General features: G+C 44.7%; 14 protein-coding genes and 1 pseudogene. 5 read left to right on the top strand and 10 right to left on the bottom strand.

Annotated features, from left to right (window positions below; genetic code table 11):
• Nucleotides 1–98 precede the first annotated feature (98 nt).
• From SSIN_RS07365 to pnp, 6 genes and pseudogenes are all read right to left on the bottom strand, one after another.
• A complete protein-coding gene (locus tag SSIN_RS07365; protein WP_037617470.1) occupies nucleotides 99–491 on the bottom strand; it encodes a Mini-ribonuclease 3 in 393 nt (130 codons plus the stop codon).
• Nucleotides 484–1,827 carry a cysteine--tRNA ligase gene (gene cysS, locus SSIN_RS07360; RefSeq protein WP_037617468.1) on the bottom strand — a complete coding sequence of 448 codons (1,344 nt, stop codon included), beginning with the start codon at nucleotides 1,825–1,827 and terminating at the stop codon, nucleotides 484–486. The genes SSIN_RS07365 and cysS overlap by 8 nt, the downstream gene beginning before the upstream one ends.
• A gap of 82 nt (nucleotides 1,828–1,909) precedes the next feature.
• Nucleotides 1,910–2,677: a nucleoside phosphorylase gene (locus tag SSIN_RS07355; RefSeq protein ID WP_037617465.1), complete on the bottom strand. Its 768-nt coding sequence runs from the start codon at nucleotides 2,675–2,677 to the stop codon at nucleotides 1,910–1,912.
• A gap of 13 nt (nucleotides 2,678–2,690) precedes the next feature.
• A pseudogene (locus SSIN_RS10340) lies at nucleotides 2,691–2,887 on the bottom strand (YdeI/OmpD-associated family protein).
• A 60-nt stretch (nucleotides 2,888–2,947) separates the two neighbouring features.
• The gene (cysE, locus tag SSIN_RS07350) at nucleotides 2,948–3,565 is read right to left on the bottom strand and encodes a serine O-acetyltransferase (protein ID WP_037617463.1); all 618 of its coding nucleotides are present in this window, start codon (nucleotides 3,563–3,565) and stop codon (nucleotides 2,948–2,950) included.
• 232 nt (nucleotides 3,566–3,797) lie between these two features.
• A complete protein-coding gene (gene pnp, locus SSIN_RS07345; protein ID WP_037617462.1) occupies nucleotides 3,798–5,993 on the bottom strand; it encodes a polyribonucleotide nucleotidyltransferase in 2,196 nt (731 codons plus the stop codon).
• A 465-nt stretch (nucleotides 5,994–6,458) separates the two neighbouring features.
• On the opposite strand from pnp, the gene pepF reads away from it, so the two are divergent.
• A complete protein-coding gene (pepF, locus tag SSIN_RS07340; RefSeq protein WP_037617460.1) occupies nucleotides 6,459–8,252 on the top strand; it encodes an oligoendopeptidase F in 1,794 nt (597 codons plus the stop codon).
• A 171-nt stretch (nucleotides 8,253–8,423) separates the two neighbouring features.
• Entirely contained in the window at nucleotides 8,424–9,263 is an 840-nt protein-coding gene (locus tag SSIN_RS10820) for a hypothetical protein (protein WP_052076773.1), read from the top strand.
• 217 nt (nucleotides 9,264–9,480) lie between these two features.
• Here the strand turns inward: SSIN_RS10820 and SSIN_RS10965 are convergent, their stop codons facing one another.
• From SSIN_RS10965 to SSIN_RS07325, 3 genes are all read right to left on the bottom strand, one after another.
• Nucleotides 9,481–9,882, bottom strand: a complete 402-nt coding sequence (locus tag SSIN_RS10965) for a hypothetical protein (RefSeq protein WP_084578633.1) — start codon at nucleotides 9,880–9,882, stop codon at nucleotides 9,481–9,483.
• A 189-nt stretch (nucleotides 9,883–10,071) separates the two neighbouring features.
• On the bottom strand, nucleotides 10,072–10,386 hold the full coding sequence (trxA, locus tag SSIN_RS07330; RefSeq protein WP_037617458.1) for a thioredoxin: 315 nt from the start codon (nucleotides 10,384–10,386) through the stop codon (nucleotides 10,072–10,074).
• 18 nt (nucleotides 10,387–10,404) lie between these two features.
• Nucleotides 10,405–10,626: a DUF4649 family protein gene (locus tag SSIN_RS07325; RefSeq protein ID WP_037617455.1), complete on the bottom strand. Its 222-nt coding sequence runs from the start codon at nucleotides 10,624–10,626 to the stop codon at nucleotides 10,405–10,407.
• 196 nt (nucleotides 10,627–10,822) lie between these two features.
• On the opposite strand from SSIN_RS07325, the gene SSIN_RS07320 reads away from it, so the two are divergent.
• Entirely contained in the window at nucleotides 10,823–11,749 is a 927-nt protein-coding gene (locus SSIN_RS07320) for an alpha/beta hydrolase family protein (RefSeq protein ID WP_037617453.1), read from the top strand.
• A 461-nt stretch (nucleotides 11,750–12,210) separates the two neighbouring features.
• Here SSIN_RS07320 and rpsO read toward each other — a convergent pair whose 3' ends face one another.
• Nucleotides 12,211–12,480, bottom strand: a complete 270-nt coding sequence (gene rpsO, locus SSIN_RS07315; RefSeq protein ID WP_001018251.1) for a 30S ribosomal protein S15 — start codon at nucleotides 12,478–12,480, stop codon at nucleotides 12,211–12,213.
• Nucleotides 12,481–13,106: 626 nt separating this feature from the next.
• On the opposite strand from rpsO, the gene aao reads away from it, so the two are divergent.
• Together aao and SSIN_RS07305 are read left to right on the top strand one after the other, a co-directional pair.
• Nucleotides 13,107–14,282, top strand: a complete 1,176-nt coding sequence (gene aao / locus SSIN_RS07310; protein ID WP_037617451.1) for an aminoacetone oxidase — start codon at nucleotides 13,107–13,109, stop codon at nucleotides 14,280–14,282.
• Nucleotides 14,283–14,326: 44 nt separating this feature from the next.
• Complete coding sequence (locus SSIN_RS07305) at nucleotides 14,327–14,782, top strand: 8-oxo-dGTP diphosphatase (RefSeq protein ID WP_037617449.1); 456 nt, start codon at nucleotides 14,327–14,329, stop codon at nucleotides 14,780–14,782.
• Nucleotides 14,783–14,848 lie beyond the last annotated feature (66 nt).

Below are 14,848 nucleotides of genomic sequence, written 5' to 3'. Positions count from 1 at the left end.
TAGCTACTGTCTTATCTCATTTTTCACTTAAAGCCTTGACAGACTTGACAAATGGTAGAAAAAGAGTTCTATCTCAGAATAAACAAGATGACAATGAATCAGAACGAAGCCTCTATCTTCCGAATACACCAGTCAACCAGCTCCTCCAGTCGCTCAATAGATTCGGTCATATGCAGGTAGCCCATAACCGCCTCAAAGCCGGTCGACATACGGTAGGTGACGATATCTGTATTCTTAGCCTTGGTGTGACTATTGGCATTGCGGCCCCGCTTGTAGATATCCTCTTCCTTTTCCGTCAGGATTCCTTCTTTCAGCATGAGAGAGATGAGATTAGCCTGAGCCTTGGCAGAAACGTACCTGGTTGCCACCCTATGCAACTGATTGGGCTTGGTTAGCCCTTGAAAAATCAGGTGACGCCGGATATACATGGAGTAGACTGCATCTCCCTCAAAGGCGAGGGCAACGCCGTTAATCAGGTTGACATCAGTCACGGGTCCACCTCACTCCGTCCTTGGTATCCAAGAGTTTGATACCCTGAGCGGCCAATTCATCCCGAATACGGTCCGCAGTCGCAAAGTCCCGATTAGCACGCGCCACTTGGCGTTCCTCAATCAAGCGCTCAATGTCCGCGTCCAAGACTTCTTCTACAAAGACGATACCAAAAACTTCTAAGAGCTTGGCAAAAGCTTCCTTAACTTCCGCGGTGTAGTTGCCAGAGTTGACCCACTTGGCCAGCTCGAAGACAACCGTGATTCCGTTAGCCGCATTGAAATCTTCGTCCATAGCAGCGGTGAACTTGTCTAGAAAGGCTTGAAGCTGAGCCGAATCTGCCTGACCAGTGAAAGGTTGCTCATAGGTATTCTTCAAATACTTAAGATTGGTCGCTGCATCATGAACGGCTTTTTCCGTGAAATTAATTGGCTTGCGATAATGCTGAGTAGCAAAGAAGAAACGCAGCACCTGACCATCAATGGTCTTGAGGGCATCATGAACGGTGATAAAATTACCTAGCGACTTGGACATCTTGACGTCGTCGATGTTGACAAAGCCATTGTGCATCCAATAGTTGGCAAAAGTCTGACCAGTCTTGGCCTCTGATTGGGCGATTTCATTGGTATGGTGAGGAAATTCTAAATCTGCTCCTCCACCGTGGATATCAATGGTATCACCCAAAATCTCCGTCGACATGACCGAACACTCGATGTGCCAGCCTGGACGACCTGCTCCCCAAGGACTGTCCCATGAAATCTCACCTGGCTTGGCTGCCTTCCAGAGAGCAAAGTCCACTGGATTTTCCTTACGAGCAGTCTCCTCATCTGTCCGACCAGAAGCACCCAACTCCAAGTCTGCCAAGGTTTTGTTGGCTAGCTTGGCATAATTGTGCGACTTTTCCACTCGGAAATAGACATCGCCCTCTGACTCATAGGCATAGCCCTTTTCAATCAAGTCCGCCACAAAGCGGACGATATCTCCCATAAAGTCAACCACACGCGGATGCTGAGTAGCCGACTTGACCCCCAAAGCGGTCACATCTTCGCGAAATGCGGCGATATACTTGTCTGCCACTTCTTTGGGAGTGATGCCTTCTTCCTTGGCCCGATGGATAATCTTATCATCTACATCCGTGAAATTGGAAATATAGTTGACTTCAAAGCCCCGATACTCAAAATAGCGGCGAACCGTGTCAAAAGCTACTGTTGAGCGGGCATTGCCGACATGGATGTAGTTATAAACCGTCGGACCGCAGACATACATGCGAACCTTGCCCTCCTCAATGGGCACAAATTCACGCAGGCTGCGGGTCATAGTATCATAGATTTTGATCATATTTACGATGCTGAGAGTCCTTAGAAAGCAGATAAGATCAACTACAGAAGCAGTCCTCTATTTTCAAACTTTCTATCCCTACTCAGTTCCTTTCTAGTTCCTTTGCTATTGTCAAAGCGATAGTGAAAAAAGTCATGGCATCAGCTGTCCGCTCTTCATGGCGGGCATCCCAGGTTCGGTTATGATGATCCACATAGTCAGCTGTGTAGAAGAATTGATAGACCTTGGTATTGCGAAATTGACTCCAAGCCATGATAGCCGAAGCTTCCATGTCCACCACTTGGGCTCCAGCAGCTAAGCGACGCTTGACCTTATCAGGCGTTTCCCGATAAAAGGCATCAGTCGTCCAAGACTTGGTGCGGATATGCGCAATATTGTGCTTATCAAAGATGGCTTCCAGCTCAACCAACAGGGAGGCATCATAGGCGATTTCATCACCCGGTGGGGCATAGTGATAGCTAGTTCCTTCATCTCGCAAAGCAGCAGCAGGCAAGATAATCTTGTCCGCCTCAATTGAGTCATCCAAAACGCCACAAGAACCTAGAATGATGAAATTCTTGAAACCTCTGGCTGCCAACTCCTCCAGCTGACCAATCACTGATGGAGCTCCAATAAGTGCCGTCATGACCGCCACTCGATTTCCTTCACATTTATATATATACCAAGGAAATTTCCCGTTAAGATTTTTTAGATAGCCTCCCGGATAGACTTTTTCTGACTCAATCAAACGTTTCAGAATTTCTCCATTAAAGGACAGGATGATAGTTTTACAAACCTCTCCCTTATCAATAATCTGCCTATCTGTTGGTTCGATAACCCCAACTACATCTTCAAATTCTTCTAATAGCATAGCCCCTCTTTCTTTAAGGCTTCAGCAAATCCACCTTCATCTTTTCTATGCGGCGTAGCTTGGTCTCATCTTTTTTGGGCTTTACTGATATAGCAAGTCCATTCTCTCTGATAACTGGGGGAGTTTGGTAAACCACTCCTCGGCAGAGCCCACCAACATTCCTTGCAGCTCAAGGACTGCTTGATTCAAAATAGAATCTGACATAGCCATCTCCTCCAGCTTTCATTTTTTGCTTTGAACATACTTGTAAACAAGTGCTTCACGTCTTCCCTAAAGTTCTGACGAGTGATGGCTGCTATCACGGGCATGCTCCAGCTTATCCAGATAGTATTCCCGCTTCTCCTCTACCTCGTGGATGGTCGGCTCATCTTTCTGACCGTGAACACGAACAATCTTAGCTGGGATACCAACCACTGTCACGTCACTAGGCACATCGGCCACGACTACAGCACCAGCACCGACCTTGGCATTTTCACCAATTTCAACTGGACCAATGACTTGAGCGTGAGCGGAGACCAAGGCGCCCCGACGCACTGTCGGATGGCGTTTGCCTGTATCCTTGCCTGTACCTCCTAGGGTCACACCGTGGTAAAGCATAGCTCCCTTCTCCACAATAGCCGTCTCTCCAATCACCAGACCGCTCCCATGGTCGATAAAGACACCCGACTCAATCTGAGCGCCCGGATGAATCTCAATCTGGGTCCAAAAACGCCAGAACTGGCTGTGCATGCGAGCTAACAGCTTGAAGCCATGCCTCCATAGAAAATGCGAAAAACGATGGGCCGCCAAGGCTTTGAGACCCGGATAGGTTAATAAAACTTCCAGCGATGTTCGCGCTGCTGGGTCATTTTCTTTTACAATATTAATGGATTCTTTCCACCAACCCATGCTAACCCCTTCCTTTCTCTTAAATAAGGAAAGACGAGAGCTCAGCTCGTCTCTACTAATGTTCATCTTACTCTAGGAAAAGTAAGCGGTTCAGAAACTCTGGCATAGAACCTGCCAGCTTCAAACTAGTTAGACAGTTGCCTGCAAGTACGCCCGACTCCTAGCCGCCTAGACTCCCATAGGTCAAAGCAAACCTTTTGAAAGAGAGGGTGCCCCAAACGGACTAGTTTCTCTATCCTTCTGTTTGCTCGACTTTAATTTCCTTCCGCTCCTTGTGAACTTTTGGATGATGATGTTTCCCATGGTCTTTCTTTGGCTTATCAGACTTAGGCGGACGCGGCAAGAGAGCTTTCATAGAGGCATCTACGCGGCCTTTTTCGTCAATCTTAATGACTTTAACATCAACAAAGTCACCAATTTGCACCAGATCTTCGACATTGTTGGTCCGAGTCCAAGCCATTTCCGAAATGTGAACTAGTGCATCCGTCTTATCAAAGAGGTTAACAAAGGCACCGAATTTCTCAATTCGAACAACCTTGGCATGGTAAACTTCATCCACTTTTGCTTCGCGGACCAAGCCAGCAATGATTTCCTTGGCACGATTAATGGCCGCTTGATCGCTAGAGTAGATCGATACATTACCCTCTTCATCGATATCAATCTTAACACCTGTTTCAGCGATGATCTTGTCGATGGTTTCTCCGCCTTTTCCGATGACAATCTTAATCTTATCCACATCAATCTTGATGGTGTCGATTTTCGGAGCAGTCGGAGCCAACTCAGGACGCGGAGCTGGGATAGTCGCTTCAATCAAGTCTAGGATTTCAAAGCGGGCTTTCTTAGCCTGAGCCAGAGCTTCTGTCAGAATTTCCGCTGTGATTCCTTCAATCTTGATATCCATTTGCAGGGCGGTAATTCCTTCGCGAGTACCAGCTACCTTAAAGTCCATATCGCCAAAGTGGTCTTCCAAACCTTGAATATCCGTCAGAACTGTGTAGTTGCTGCCGTCTGAAATCAAGCCCATGGCAATTCCAGCAACCGGCGCCTTGATTGGCACACCACCGGCCATCAGAGCCAAAGTGCCCGCACAGATAGAGGCTTGGGAGGAAGAACCGTTTGATTCCAAGACTTCCGCTACCAGACGAATTGCATACGGAAACTCTTCCAGACTAGGCAAGACTTGCTCCAGAGCACGTTCCCCAAGAGCACCATGTCCGATTTCACGACGGCCAGGAGCCCCATAACGGCCTGTCTCACCGACAGAATATTGCGGGAAGTTATAGTGGTGCATGAAGCGTTTCTTGTATTCTGGATCCAAGCCGTCAATGATTTGCGTTTCTCCCATTGGTGCCAGGGTCAGGACAGACAAGGCTTGGGTTTGCCCGCGAGTAAAGAGACCGGATCCATGCACGCGTGGCAGATAATCCACTTCTGCATCCAGCGGACGGATTTCATCGACCTTACGGCCATCAGGACGGACCTTATCTTCGGTAATCAAACGGCGAACTTCAGCATGCTCCATTTGCTCTAAGATTTCAGCTACATCACGCATGATACGGTCGAATTCTTCGTGGTCCGTATATTTTTCTTCGTAGACTGCTGTGACTTGGTCTTTGACAGCCTGGGTTGCGGCTTCACGCGCCAGCTTTTCTTCTACCTGAACAGCCTTTTGCAAGTCGCTGTTGTATGCTGCGACAATCTCTGCCTGCAGCTCTTCATCAACATGCAGCAATTCTACTTCCGCTTTTTCCTTGCCGACTGCCGCTACGATTTCTTCTTGGAAGGCAATTAATTCTTTAACCGCTTCGTGCCCTTTGAGAAGAGCTTCCAGCATGATATCTTCAGTAAGCTCCTTAGCTCCAGACTCTACCATGTTGATAGCCTCTTTGGTACCAGCCACTGTCAGTTCCAAAAGCGAAACTTCTTTTTGTTCCTTGCTAGGATTGATGATAAATTCACCGTCTACATAGCCGACCTGAACTCCTGCGATAGGGCCATTAAAAGGAATATCTGAGATAGAAAGAGCCAGAGAGCTACCGAACATAGCAGCCATTTGAGGCGAAGCATCTTCGTCATAAGAAAGAACAGTATTGATAACCTGAACTTCATTGCGGAAACCTTCCGTAAACATAGGGCGAATCGGACGGTCAATCAAACGAGCCGTCAAAGTCGCATCTGTTGAAGGACGACCTTCACGTTTCATAAAGCCGCCAGGGTATTTCCCAGCCGCATACATTTTTTCCTCATAGTTGACCTGCAATGGGAAAAAGTCACCCGTAGCCATCTTTTTGGACATGGTTGCCGCAGTTAAGACGGTACTTTCTCCATATCGAACAACGGCGCTGCCATTTGCCTGCTTTGCAACCTGACCGGTTTCAACTACCAGCTCACGACCTGCAAAAACGGTTTTAAAAACTTGTTTTGTCATAAAGACTCCTTGCCGAGCACACGCTCAAATTTTTTCATACGCCTTGGCTACAAAGATCAAGATATTAAGACCATCAAAAGCAAAGTAAAAATAGGAAACTGACGAAGTCTTCGATGAAGACAGTTTATCTTTTTTACACAGCTTTTAGGTCGTATTCAGTTCATCAAGATACACTTAAAGTGCTAAGGGGGCAGTTCGACTAGCTCTTTTAATTTGATTTGATGGTTTTAGTAGTTTATTATATCCTCATCTTTGTATCAAGCACGTACAGACCCTATTTTACCACAATTTCAGACAAAAGAAAAAGGCTGAAAATGGCTTTTTTCTATAAAAGTACTGAAAATCTATTTTTCTTTTTTCTAAGCGGACAGCTGAAATCATATTTCCCTAATTTTTTCCTATGAGCAAGGCATTCTGAAGGATTTTTTGCTATACTATTTCTATATACGACAAAAGGAGTAAACTATGGAACAAAAACATCGTTCTGAATTTCCAGAAAATGAACTCTGGGACCTAACGGCCCTTTACCAAGACCAAGAGGACTTCCTGCGGGCCATCGAAAAGGCCAGAGAGGATACCCAGAAATTCGTCCGTGATTACCAAGGCAAGCTCAGCACTTTCGAAGATTTTGAGCGGGCTTTTGCTGAGCTGGAGCAGATTTATATCCAAATCAGCCACATCGGCAACTACGGCTTTATGCCACAGACCACTGACTTTGGTGACGAGAGCTTTGCGCAGATTGCCCAAGCAGCTATGGAGTTTGAGACCGAGGCCAATGTCGCACTCAGCTTCTTTGACGACGCCCTGGTCGGTGCAGACGAGGCTGTCTTAGAGAGACTAGGCCAAGAGCCCCATCTGACCTCAGCCATTCGCCAGGCTAAAATCAAAAAAGCCCACTATCTGGGAGCGGATGTCGAAAAAGCCTTGACCAATCTAGGCGAGGTCTTTTACAGTCCACAGGATATTTACACTAAGATGCGGGCTGGCGACTTTGCTATGGCTGACTTTGAAGTAGGCGGCAAAGTTTACAAAAACAGCTTTGTCACCTATGAGAATTTCTACCAAAACCATGAAAATGCAGAAATCCGAGAAAAATCTTTCCGTTCTTTCTCAGAAGGTCTTCGTCAGCATCAAAACACTGCCGCTGCTGCCTATCTGGCTCAGGTCAAGTCTGAAAAATTGCTGGCTGATATAAAGGGCTATGACTCAGTCTTTGACTATTTGCTGGCAGAGCAAGAAGTGGACCGAGCTATGTTCGATCGGCAGATCGATTTGATTATGAGCGAATTTGCCCCAGTAGCTCAGAAATACCTCAAGCATGTCGCTAAGGTAAACGGACTTAAAAAAATGACCTTTGCCGACTGGAAGCTGGACTTAGATAGCGAGCTCAATCCCGAAGTCAGCATTGATGATGCCTATGACCTCGTCATGAAGTCAGTCGAGCCACTCGGACAAGAGTATTGTCAAGAAGTTGCCCGCTATAAGGAAGAACGCTGGGTCGACTTTGCGGCCAATGCTGGAAAGGACTCTGGAGGCTATGCTGCGGATCCTTATCGGGTTCACCCTTATGTCCTCATGAGCTGGACCGGTCGCATGAGCGATGTCTATACTCTGATTCACGAGATCGGCCACTCTGGTCAGTTTATCTTCTCTGACAATCACCAGAGCTACTTTAACGCCCACATGTCCACCTACTATGTGGAAGCACCATCTACCTTTAATGAGCTCCTGCTCAGCGACTACCTGGAACGCCAGTTCGACAATCCTCGTCAGAAACGCTTTGCCCTGGCTCACCGTCTGACGGATACTTACTTCCACAACTTCATCACTCACTTGCTGGAAGCTGCCTTCCAACGCAAGGTCTATACTTTGATTGAAGAAGGCGGAACCTTCGGTGCAAGCAAACTCAACACTATCATGAAAGAAGTCTTGACAGAATTTTGGGGCGATGCCGTTGAAATCGACGATGATGCTGCCCTGACCTGGATGCGTCAGGCCCACTACTACATGGGACTTTACAGCTACACTTACTCCGCAGGTTTAGTCATTTCTACTGCTGGTTACCTACACCTGAAGAATGACGAAAATGGTGCCCGTGACTGGCTTGAACTGCTAAAATCTGGCGGCAGCAAGACTCCGCTTGAATCAGCTATGATTATCGGTGCAGATATTTCGACAGATAAACCACTGCGCGATACCATCCAATTCCTATCTGACACTGTAGAGCAGATTATTGCTTACAGTAAAGAGTTAGGATAGTAATCCTATATCTTTAGCATCAGACTCAGATTATTCATCTGGGTCTAATTTTTTAGTTCTTTTAAAGAATAAATTCCTATCTACATTTTCAATTATTCTCAAACATTTATTGAAAACGCTTCCGTTTTGTGATATGATGTCCTTGGATATATATCCGAAGGGAGTTTTAATTTGAAAAAAATTTTTGAAAAGCCGACCTTGAAGAAAATACTGTTTGTTCTGGCAGTTCTCTTCATCATCATTCTTGCACCAATCACTATGCCATTGATGTTCATGGGAGGATGCTTTGGTATTTGGCGCTTCACTAAACGAAAGCCGAATATTAGAAAGCGCAATATTGCTATTGCTGTTACTATTGTCGGGATACTAGGAAGCTATGCAGTAGGTAAACTAACTCCTGATGTTATTAAAGAGCAGACAGAACAGACCCAGGTAACCAAATTTACATCTAATAGCTCCTCGTCTAGCTCATCATCACAAACTAGTAACTCTGCAAGCAACTCTACTACGTCTAGCAGTAAAAAGGAAAAGCAAGAAAAAGAGCTACAGGAAGCACAGAAACAAAAGCAGGAAGAGGAGAAAAAAGCTCGCGAGGAACAAGCACGTCAAGAAGCTGAGACTATGAAAATTGTTGAGGAAGCCAATCAGGCTGTCCAACAGCTTGAAAATAATCAGGTCGCAGACAATATTTCTCCGGCACAAGCTGCGGTCGAACGTGTTTCAGATCCAACTACAAAAGCTAACTTGACTGCTCGTATCGGCCAAGTTCAAAACGCAATTAACCAACAGGCGGAGGAGGCTCGCCTTGCAGAGGAAGCACGCCAACAAGCAGAGAGACAGACAGCGGAACAGCAACAAACAAGAACCGTTTATGTCGCTCGATACGGAAGAGCAGATGTCTATTGGTATAGCATGGAGAATATGCCATCCAATACACGTTTTGACAGAGTCGTGTCCATGACTGAAGCAGATGCAATTGCCTCTGGAAAACGGCACACAAGCAAAGAGTAATATAAAAAGAGATGAACAAGAAAGCTTTTTCCCTTCATCTCTTTCATAGCCAAGGCAGTACATAGGAAAATGATAAACCTGTGCGCGATACCATCCAATTCCTATCTGATACTGTTGAACAGATTATTGCTTACAGTGAGGAGTTGGGGGAATAATAAATAGACAAAATCAGCTTGAACCTTTCGTTCAAGCTGATTGTTTAGGCCTTATAAAAATTTTAAAAAAGTCTGAATAAATACAAATAAAGCAAGATATAAACACTAAAACAGGCGATAAATATGAGCCACCTTGTCCAGAACTGGGAGTTGGTATAATTTTCAGGTCGCAATAGCCCGATGAAAAACCAAATCAGACTCCAAAAAACCAGTCCTAAAATCTGAGGAGCACAATAGGAAATCAAAAGCAAAATTGGAATCAACAAGGCTAATACTAGTATGATTCTTTTTTGTGTTATCTGTTCCCGCTGGATCATACAACCCACAAAGAAACAGAAAACCGCTGGAGCGATGAATGGTGTCAAAATCATAAAAGCAAAGAAGAAATTCGCTAATAACTTAATAATAACCAGCACCTCGTTTCCATCATGTTTTAAATAGTCCGTCTCTCTAGCGCGGCCTATTTAACAAATTTACCCGATAATTTTCTTTTTTCTTATTATACCTTAAATATTGTCTTTTTAAACAAAAAATTTAAAATTAATCTATTTGCTTATCTTCTTCCATCATTTATCAGTGAAAATAAAAAACTGCTCTTTATTTTGGAGCAGTTTCATTTTAAAACAGGTCTATTTTAGTCTTGTACTCACTGACTATCCTAACTCCGCCACAATGGCTTTAATCTGCTGGGCAGTATGGACACCCACTACCTGCTTGACGACTTGACCGTCTTTTTTAAAGAGTAAGGTCGGGATAGACATGATGCCAAAGGCGCGTGCTGTAGCTGGATTTTCATCCACATCCAGCTTGACAATCTTGAGTTCATCTTCAGAAAGTTCCTCTGATAGTTTATCGAGGATTGGCCCCTGCATGCGGCAAGGTCCGCACCAAGTCGCCCAAAAGTCAATGAGCACTAATCCTTCCCTGGTTTCTTGTTCAAAACTTGCATCTGTGATTGCTTTTACCATTATTTTTCTCCTTTATTTTTAGTCAAACTTTGCCAAATCCTGCTTCATCAGGAAAAAGAACACATCGCCGTAAGTGCCCTGATAGTTCAAATCATAGCCTTTATAAGTCAGCTTTTTAACTGCATAATAATCTGCGACACCGACAAGGCAGGCTTGTTGAGAACGTTCAAACTCCTGATAAGACTCAAAGGTCATCTTCCGCTCCTGCTTGACAGCATCCAAATAGGTAATTTCAATCATAATACCTCCTTTCGATTACAATTGTAACCGACATGTTTTATAACTATATTGTAACCCATGATATTACATCAGTCAAATAAAAGGTCTCGCTTTCTTGATTCATCACAACAAAACTAAAGTACCTATTTTTAATCTCTCTCCTTGTAAAAAAGCTTCATTTCCGCTATAATACTACAAATACTGAAAGGAGAGAGAGATGAAATACATTTGGGCCTTCTTAGTAACCTTGGTCTTGGCTGGACTGACTGTTTTCTTCTGGTATTCCCAGACTAAATCTAATCCCACCCCTCCTATGCAAGAAACCACACAGATATCTTCTAGTGAAAAAACCGACAACCAGCCGACGCCAACGGAAGACATCGTGTCCGAGGAATATAGTGTTTCATACGATGATAAACAGCTCTACGGCGTGATTATCGCTCCTCGTGACTACAAGAATAAAAAATTACCAACCATTGTCATCGCGCATGGATTTAACAACACCCTTGAGCAATATGAAATGTACAGCCAGCTGCTGGCAAAGCAAGGTTATCTTGTCTACAGCTTTGATTTCTACGGTGGCAGTCGTCGCTCCAAAAGCGGTGGACAGGATATGCTGAATATGTCGGTCAAGACCGAACTCACAGACTTGACACAAGTCATGGAAAGGCTTAGCTCCGAGATATTTGTAGACAAAAGCAGAATGAGCTTATTCGGTGCCAGCCAAGGCGGTGTTGTTGCCAGTCTCTATGCTGCAGCTTATCCTGACCGTGTGTACAAACTCATGCTTATCTTTCCGGCCTTCGTTCTTTTCGATGATGCCAAGGAGACCTACCGTGAGCTGGGAAGCCCAGACCTCGACCAACTTCCTGATAGTCTGATGCACCGTAATGCAACTCTGGGCAAGATATATCTGATTGATGCCTTGGACATCAACATCCAAGCAGAGCTAGCCAAAATCACAGCTCCAACCCTCATTATCCACGGTACTGACGACGCTGTCGTTCCCTACCAGTATGCGGTTGACGCCAGTCAGACCATTCCAAATGCAGAGCTGGTCACTGTAGAAGGCGGGAAACATCGCATCGACCAACGCTTCGCTATCACTGCCGCTCCTGCAATCCAAAAATTCTTGAAAGAGTAAAACTCACTGATAGAAAGAGTTCTTCTAAAGAAATAGAAGAGCTTTTTAGTTGAAGCATTAGAAGAATTAGCCTAAGACAGAAGATGTCAATGATACTTGAGTATCTCAAGACGGGCTAAATTTTAGAGGTAAGATAGTCAAAAAGTCCTCTGAAAGAAGAGAGCTGATTTGAGCTCGGACTATAATCCTAATAAACAAGAAAAGCTACTCTTTAGTAGAGCAGCTTCAACTTTGTGTATTCAATTGAACATGGCCTAAGCGGGTTGATAAAACAAAAAAGCCCTCTGAAATCAGAGAGCTAATTTGAACTCGGGGTAAAATCCTAGTGAAAATTAAAAATCTCCCCGAAGGGAGAAGATCTGATTTATTTTACCTTACAGTGCTAGGAACCGTAACCGAAGATAATACTTGAGTATATCGAGGTAAGGTGACAAGGCAATGTAAGTGGAAAATAAAGCAGATTAACGACGAAGTCCAAGAGAGTTGATCAACTCACGGTAACGGTTAACGTCATTCTTACGAAGGTAAGCTAAGAGGTTACGACGGCGACCGATTTTCTTCATCAAACCACGGTAAGTAGCGTGGTCTTTTTTGTGTTGTTTGATGTGTTCGTTGAGGTGGTTGATTTCCCAAGTAAGGACAGCAACTTGTACCTCTACTGAACCAGTATCACCTTCGTGACGTGCGTATTGTGCAATGATTTCATTTTTTTTCTCTTTTGAGATTGCCATGATATACTCCTTTTCTTTACGCTTCATCCGAGTGGCAGGTTTGGCAGNTCCTGCAACCAAGAAGAAGTTATTTGTCTTTTAGACATTCTTATTCTATCAGGAAGGAAAGGTTTTGTCAAATGTTCTAGTTTTCATACACGATAAATCTGTGTAGATAGTCCCCAAGCATCACTCAAGAATTTTTGCAAAAGGATTTGAATGACCAGCTGTGAAAAACTGACCTAGTCGCTTCATCAAAAATCGAGGACTTCTTACACTTTTATCGAGCCCCCACGTCTAAGCAGCCACTTTTTGACATTGAAGCAGGATTAGCTTATACTGAATTTAAGTTCATACAAAGAGAACGTCCTATGAAATATATCGAGTTTAGGGGAGCGCAAGCGAGAATTTTCTAAACTGCCCCAAACAGAAGATGTGTATAAAAACTATAATTTTTCAGCTAAAATCCTCTCCTGAGTAGAGCCGAGACGTGGTTAGAACCTGCTGAAGAATGCCTCGTTAATAGGAACTCCAGAATCACAGGGGCAAATTTGTCGTATTTAAAGACTGGAAAAGGATACTCAGCAAAGAAATCCAAGATTTCCAACTAACAGATAAAAACCACTCTCCATGAAAGGAAAAGATACATGAACCATTTCGACACAATCGTCATCGGCGGAGGACCGGCTGGCATGATGGCTGCCATTTCCAGTTCTTTCTATGGACAGAAGACCTTACTCCTTGAGAAAAATAAACGATTGGGCAAGAAACTAGCCGGAACGGGTGGCGGGCGCTGCAATGTGACCAATAACGGAAGCCTAGATGACCTCATGGCCGGTATTCCAGGCAACGGGCGCTTTCTTTACAGCGTCTTTTCCCAGTTTAACAACCATGATATCATTAACTTTTTTACCGAGAATGGTGTCAAACTCAAGGTCGAAGACCACGGTCGTGTTTTCCCAGCGACAGACAAGTCCCGCACCATTATCGAAGCTTTGGAAAAGAAAATTGCAGAGCTAGGTGGTACTGTCATCACCAATACCGAAATCGTCTCCGTTAAAAAATCTGATGAGCTTTTCACTGTCAAATCCAGCGACCAGGCTTGGACCTGTCAGAAATTAATTGTGACGACTGGCGGCAAGTCCTATCCTTCAACTGGATCGACAGGCTTCGGCCACGATATTGCCCGACACTTCAAGCACACGGTGACTGACCTGGAAGCTGCTGAAAGTCCTCTTTTGACTGACTTTCCTCACAAAGCGCTTCAGGGGATTTCGCTGGACGATGTGACCCTGAGCTACGGCAAGCATGTCATTACCCACGACCTGCTCTTTACCCACTTTGGTCTGTCAGGGCCAGCAGCCCTGCGCCTGTCTAGCTTTGTCAAGGGTGGCGAAACCGTCTATCTGGATCTTCTGCCACAGATGAGTCAGCAGGATTTGGCAGACTTTTTAGAAGAACATCGGGAAAAATCACTGAAGAACTGCCTGAAAATCCTCCTACCCGAGCGAATGGCAGAATTTTTTGCCCAGCCCTTTCCCGAGAAAGTCAAACAACTCAATCTCAGTGAAAAAGAGGCTCTCATCAAACAAATCAAAGAACTGCCCATCTCTGTCACTGGCAAAATGTCCCTGGCTAAATCCTTTGTCACCAAGGGTGGCGTTAGTCTCAAGGAAATCAATCCTAAAACTCTGGAAAGCAAGCTCGTTCCCGGCCTCCACTTTGCCGGCGAGGTTCTGGACATCAATGCCCACACGGGTGGTTTCAACATCACCTCTGCCCTTTGCACCGGTTGGGTGGCAGGAAGTTTGCATTATGAGTGATAGCTTAGATTTCACCATTCAGCTCAAACAAAAGGAATAAGCAAATGAATCGACTAGAAAATGTAGAATTCGTCAACATGTGCATGATTTATGACGGAGAAAAAGTTCTTGTCCAGGACCGAGTTAGTCCCGACTGGCCTGGTATCACTTTTCCTGGCGGGCATGTAGAGTGCGGAGAATCTTTTACCGATGCAGTTATCAGAGAAGTCAAAGAAGAAACTGGTCTGACCATATCCAAACCTCAACTTTGCGGCATCAAAAATTGGTATGATGACAAGGATTTTCGCTATGTCGTCCTGCTCTATAAGACTAATCACTATTCCGGTGAATTGCAATCCTCCGATGAAGGAAAGGTCTGGTGGGAAGATTTGCAAAATCTGTCTCGTCTGAAACTTGCAACTGAGGATATGTCCGATATGCTGCGTGTTTTTTTAGAGGACGATTTAAGCGAATTCTTTTACTATAAAGACGGTGACGACTGGCTTTATGACTTGAAGTAAAAAATGAGAGTGGGACAGACAGCCATGACGACATAGCCGTCACCCACAGAAACACGAAAATAAAGA

It is taken from the genome of Streptococcus sinensis, from assembly GCF_000767835.1.
GTDB classification, from domain to species: Bacteria; Bacillota; Bacilli; order Lactobacillales; family Streptococcaceae; genus Streptococcus; species Streptococcus sinensis.
Note: the sequence above shows the minus strand (reverse complement) of the source record. Positions and strands in the feature narration are given on the sequence as shown.

Bases quoted from the DNA above. Each gene is read 5' to 3' on its own strand.
- SSIN_RS07325 (WP_037617455.1), bottom strand. From the start codon at position 10,626: ATGATTGAAATTACCTATTTGGATGCTGTCAAGCAGGAGCGGAAGATG.
- rpsO (WP_001018251.1), bottom strand. From the start codon at position 12,480: ATGGCAATCTCAAAAGAGAAAAAAAATGAAATCATTGCACAATACGCA.
- trxA (WP_037617458.1), bottom strand. From the start codon at position 10,386: ATGGTAAAAGCAATCACAGATGCAAGTTTTGAACAAGAAACCAGGGAA.
- cysS (WP_037617468.1), bottom strand. From the start codon at position 1,827: ATGATCAAAATCTATGATACTATGACCCGCAGCCTGCGTGAATTTGTG.
- aao (WP_037617451.1), top strand. From the start codon at position 13,107: ATGAACCATTTCGACACAATCGTCATCGGCGGAGGACCGGCTGGCATG.
- SSIN_RS07320 (WP_037617453.1), top strand. From the start codon at position 10,823: ATGAAATACATTTGGGCCTTCTTAGTAACCTTGGTCTTGGCTGGACTG.
- pnp (WP_037617462.1), bottom strand. From the start codon at position 5,993: ATGACAAAACAAGTTTTTAAAACCGTTTTTGCAGGTCGTGAGCTGGTA.
- SSIN_RS07355 (WP_037617465.1), bottom strand. From the start codon at position 2,677: ATGCTATTAGAAGAATTTGAAGATGTAGTTGGGGTTATCGAACCAACA.
- pepF (WP_037617460.1), top strand. From the start codon at position 6,459: ATGGAACAAAAACATCGTTCTGAATTTCCAGAAAATGAACTCTGGGAC.
- cysE (WP_037617463.1), bottom strand. From the start codon at position 3,565: ATGGGTTGGTGGAAAGAATCCATTAATATTGTAAAAGAAAATGACCCA.
- SSIN_RS07305 (WP_037617449.1), top strand. From the start codon at position 14,327: ATGAATCGACTAGAAAATGTAGAATTCGTCAACATGTGCATGATTTAT.